This window comes from Polaromonas sp. P1_E1_2 (assembly GCF_056406035.1).
Map to the genome: position 1 here is coordinate 1 of NZ_JBFUAZ010000506.1, position 3,140 is coordinate 3,140.

Consider the following 3,140-nt stretch of genomic DNA (forward strand, 5'->3'; position numbering starts at 1 on the left):
ACGCCGTGCTGACCCAGCTGGCGAACGAGGTCGGCACCGACTGCGGCAAACGCGTGGATGCCGAGGTGCGTATGGGCAGTGCCCAGGACATGCCGGCCGACAAGATGAACCTGCTGCGCGAAATCGCCATCCAGCTTCTGCGTAACGCCGTGGTGCACGGCGTGGAGGTGCCATCCGTGCGGCGCGCTGCGGGCAAGGCGGAGTCCGGGCGGATTACCGTCAACCTCACCCGGAACGAAGACGGCCAGTGGCAGCTCAGCGTACGCGACGATGGCGCGGGCCTGAATGCGGCCGACGTTCGCCGCCGTCTGCTTGAACTGGGCTGGTATACGCCTGAGCAGCTGCAAAGCTTCAGCGAGCAGCAGATCGTTGCGCATATTTTCAAGCCGGGCTTTTCCACGGCCGGTGCCACCTCCCGCCACGCAGGCCGCGGCGTGGGCCTGGACCTGGTGCAGACCAATGTGCAGCAGCTGGGGGCGCGCCTGCTGCTCTCCAGCACGCCCGGCCAGCACACCGAATTCAAGGTTTCTTTTTCCTGAATTTTCCTGAAGCAATCCAGCAATGGCCATCACAAACCCCACACAGGAGCTTCTCCATGCGACTGCTGATTGTTGACGACTCCAACATGATCCGGACCCGGATTTCGAGAGTGGTGCAAAACGGCGGCATCAAGGGCGTGGTGCTCGCAGGCCTGGCCAAAAACGGCCTTGAAGCCGTGCGGCTGGCCCGGGCAACCCGGCCTGAGGTCGTCACCATGGACCTGACCATGCCCGAGATGGACGGCATTGAATGCATCACCGCATTGCTGAAGTTCGACCCGTCCATCAAGATACTGGTGGTCAGCGCCCTCAGCGACAAATCGACAGCCATCCAGGCGCTCAAGCTGGGCGCCCGCGGATTCGTTGCCAAACCCTTTACCGACGAAGAGCTGCAGATTGCACTGCTCGACGTTGCAGACGTGCGCTAAGGACATTGTTATGGCCACACTGAACGAAAACGACCTCAAGCTCTTTGTCGATTCCATCCGGCATTACCTCAAGATCACGACCCGGCAGGAACCGCAGATCACCTCGGCCTATCTCGGCACGGGAGATATCGAAGCCTTTGAATTCAACGGCATCGTGACCTTTTCCGGAAGCCACAACGGACATGTGGTGGTGTCCATGCCAGGGAAACTGGTGCGCGAGATTTTGCTGCTCCAGCATGAAACCGATCTGAGCGATGGCAATCTGCTCGACGCCGTGGGTGAAATCGCCAACACCCTGGCAGGCAATGCACGCAAGGCTTTGGGGTCCGAGCTGCAGATTTCAGTGCCGATCAAGCTGCAGGGTGCGCAGGGCATGAAAGCCCGGGTACGCAAGCGCCCCTACGTGATCACCTTGCGCTGGAACCACTACGCGGCAATGGTCTGCGTCGACATGGACCGCAAAAACTAGCCCGCGACCTCGGTCGGCTTGGTTGATTCGCACGGCTGCACGCACGCAATGTGTGCGTTGCACCAAAAGAAACAGCAACTCAGGCTCAAATTGCGCTGCAAGGGTGCATTTTGAGTGCCCCAAGTTGGCATGCTTTTCGCACTGTTTCTGTGAATCAACCATCTTCACAGAAAGAGCTTGCACCATGGCGGGGTTTCGTAATTTTCTCAAGGCTGGCCACGCGCCCACACTGGGTGCGGCGTTTTTCTACTTCGCGTTTTCGTGCTGCATCTGGGTCATGAACGGCGCCATGGCGCCTTTCATTTCGGAAACCTACAAGCTCTCGCCCACAGAAAAAGGCGTGATGCTGTCGGTTCCCATCTTCGCCGGCGCGCTGATGCGCTTTCCGCTGGGCGTGCTGGCGCAATACATTGGCCGCAAAAATGCCACGCTGGTCGAAATGGGCCTGATCATGGTGGCGCTGCTGTTCGGCTACTTCGTGGTTGACTCCTACAGCAGCCTGCTGGCCATGGGCGTGCTGCTGGGCATTGCCGGCGCCAGTTTCGGCGTGGCGCTCAGCCTGGGTTCGGGCTCCTTCCCTCCCCGTTACAAGGGCCTGGCCATGGGTCTGGTCGGTGCGGGCAACGTGGRCACCGCTGTCTCCGTGCTTGTCGCGCCGGCGCTGGCGCAGCGCTTCGGCTGGCAGTCGGTCTACGGCATTGCTGCCGTAGCCATGCTGCTGCCGATGATCGCGATGATTCTTTTTGCCAAAGAACCCGACGATGTGGACAGCCACGCCACCCTGCGCGAACACGTGGCCTGCCTGTTCGAAAAAGACGGCTGGGCTTTCAGCCTGATCTACGCCGTGAGTTTTGGCGGCTTCATCGGGCTGGCGACGTTTTTGCCTTCCTACTACTACGACCAGTTCGGCGTCAGCAAGGTGCAGGCCGGGCAGCTGTCGATGCTGGCAGCCTTCATGGGCGCGGCGCTGCGCATCTTCGGCGGCTGGATCTCGGACCGCTGGGGCGGCGTGAACACCTTGAGCGTCGTGCTGCTGACGATTGCCGCCACGCTCGTGGCATGCGGCCTGGCCAGCAAATCCCTGGTGGCCACCACCTTGCTGGTCATGCTGTGCTTTGCCGCACTGGGTGCAGGCAATGGCGCCCTTTTCCAGCTGGTACCGCTACGCTGGCCCCTGGCTACTGCGGTAGCCGGCTCCATGATCGGGGAAATCGGCGCACTGGGCGGCGGCCTGGTGCCCAATGCCATGGGTATCTCCAAGCAGTATGCGGGCACTTACATGTGGGGTTTCTTCTTTTTTGCAGCCTTGTCGCTGGGCATGCTGGTGATGCTGCGGGTGATGCAGATTCGGTGGACACGAACCTGGGCGGAGAAAGGTGGACGGGCGAGGACTGCTTGAGGATGCGCCTTTAGCTGAGGCCGCTGGCCGGGGTTGCCCGGCGGCAAGTAACTTTCTTTTGCGTCGCCAAAAGAAAGTMACCMAAGAAAAGGCGACCCTGCTGTTTGCGTCCCTTCGCTGCGCTWCGGGCAACCTGCGGTGCTCGGKKCARGCGGGGTCTCGCTCGAACTCGCTACGTTGCACTTCGCTCAGACAATCGCGATCCCTGATCCGCCTGAACCTGCGCTCCTCGGCGCAGACAGAAGGGGTAATCGGGAGCGGGGACTGAAGACAAATACCAACTCCAATACCAACAAGGACACGCC

General features: G+C 60.9%; 4 protein-coding genes. All 4 read left to right on the forward strand.

What is annotated here, in order from left to right:
* A partial coding sequence (locus AC1D1P_RS18955) for an ATP-binding protein (protein WP_477674038.1) occupies window positions 1-539 on the forward strand: 539 nt, incomplete at its 5' end.
* Window positions 540-595: 56 nt separating this feature from the next.
* Complete coding sequence (locus AC1D1P_RS18960) at window positions 596-967, forward strand: response regulator transcription factor (protein ID WP_457279080.1); 372 nt, start codon at window positions 596-598, stop codon at window positions 965-967.
* 10 nt (window positions 968-977) lie between these two features.
* On the forward strand, window positions 978-1,436 hold the full coding sequence (locus AC1D1P_RS18965; RefSeq protein ID WP_431097274.1) for a chemotaxis protein CheX: 459 nt from the start codon (window positions 978-980) through the stop codon (window positions 1,434-1,436).
* 184 nt (window positions 1,437-1,620) lie between these two features.
* Entirely contained in the window at window positions 1,621-2,835 is a 1,215-nt protein-coding gene (locus AC1D1P_RS18970) for an MFS transporter (RefSeq protein WP_477674039.1), read from the forward strand.
* Window positions 2,836-3,140 lie beyond the last annotated feature (305 nt).

What these genes read in the sequence shown, in the direction of transcription:
- AC1D1P_RS18965 (WP_431097274.1), top strand. Translation starts at nt 978, where the DNA reads ATGGCCACACTGAACGAAAACGACCTCAAGCTCTTTGTCGATTCCATC.
- AC1D1P_RS18960 (WP_457279080.1), top strand. Translation starts at nt 596, where the DNA reads ATGCGACTGCTGATTGTTGACGACTCCAACATGATCCGGACCCGGATT.